A 1400-nucleotide genomic window follows, 5' to 3' on the forward strand; every position below is an offset into this window, starting at 1 on the left:
TATAAATGTTTACATTCATAATATGAAATATTATACCCAAAATACACATAATAATTAATACAGGTGTTTCAAAGTGCATATGCATCTACATTAAAACAGCCGGAGAACTTGAATATTACAGCTTACGGGAAAACATGGAGTTGAAATGATGTAAAGTCACGAAGTATATTAACTCTTCTAAATTTTACACTTCTAATATTTATAGTACATCTATATTTATCTGTCAATTATTTTTGGTTCTTTGCCTTTTTGTGTGGGTTGTTCCAGAGAGATGAAATATAAATAACCCTGATATTATTAAAATCACTTTGAATAATCTTGCCTGACCATCATTGTATAAAGTCATTGCCTTGAATATCTCTGGAAATAGAAATTATTTATGAATGTCGGTGAATTTTACCCATATAAAAGTCCGGCGACTCTTATTTTTAAAAATAGAAAGCAGGCACATGCAGATAAAGTAGGGACATTCAATTTTTCAGTGAGTGGGTAATGATGACAGCACGGGATATAAAGTAGAGATTATACGAAGCAAAAACTAAAATTAATACGAAAAAAGTAAAAAATGGATGATATTCGTATTTTCCCCTCAATTTGCACAAATATTCAGAAATTAAATTAAAAATAGCAAAGTTTTATGTATAAACTAACCAAATATTCAATAATAATAAAAATTATCGACAGAAATGCTTATAAATACATTATTGTCATAATAAAAATGTTTAAATATAACATTTCAATAAATAATTCCTTATGTATGTTAAAAAATATAGAAACTATAAATATCTACTCTTCGTTCTTCCGGCCTTAGCATACGTAGCAATTTTATCCTTTTTCCCTGCTGCATCCGTAGTACTTTTTAGTTTTAAGTCATCAAAGGGGGTTTATTCTTTATCAAACTATACTGCCATAGTTCATGGCGGTCTTCTTAACTCGATTATTCATACTGTGATTGTTAGTTTCGGTGCTTTATTAATTCAGCTCTTTTTCGCCATGCTTATAGCGAATATTTTAATTAAATCCTTAAAGGGGAACAAATTTTTCTCTACAGTATTTATAATACCATATGGTGTTGCCACAGTTGTTTCCGCCTTTATTTTTGCGCTTATTTTCAGTCCCATAGGAGGATTCGCAAACTCAACTTTACATTCATTTGGTATTCCAGATGTTAACTGGTATTCCAATATTTATTCATCCATGGGAGTTGTGATGTTTGCAGATTTTTGGAAGAATACGCCGTTGGTAGCGCTAATATTGCTTGGTGGGCTTTCCAGTATACCCCCTTCAATGAGTGAGGCTGCCAGCGTGGATGGTGCTGGCCCTTTGAGAAGATTTATCTATATAACACTTCCAAATCTGGCACCCTTTATGCAATAGCTCTTTTAATAAGGGGCGTTAGT

At 31.8% G+C, this 1400-nt stretch carries 1 protein-coding gene; it reads left to right on the forward strand.

The window, feature by feature from the left end; translation table 11 throughout:
• The first annotated feature begins 753 nt into the window (after positions 1–753).
• Entirely contained in the window at positions 754–1377 is a 624-nt protein-coding gene (locus AMDU4_RS12870) for a carbohydrate ABC transporter permease (protein WP_021788370.1), read from the forward strand.
• Positions 1378–1400 lie beyond the last annotated feature (23 nt).

The sequence above is a fragment of the Ferroplasma sp. Type II genome (assembly GCF_000496155.1).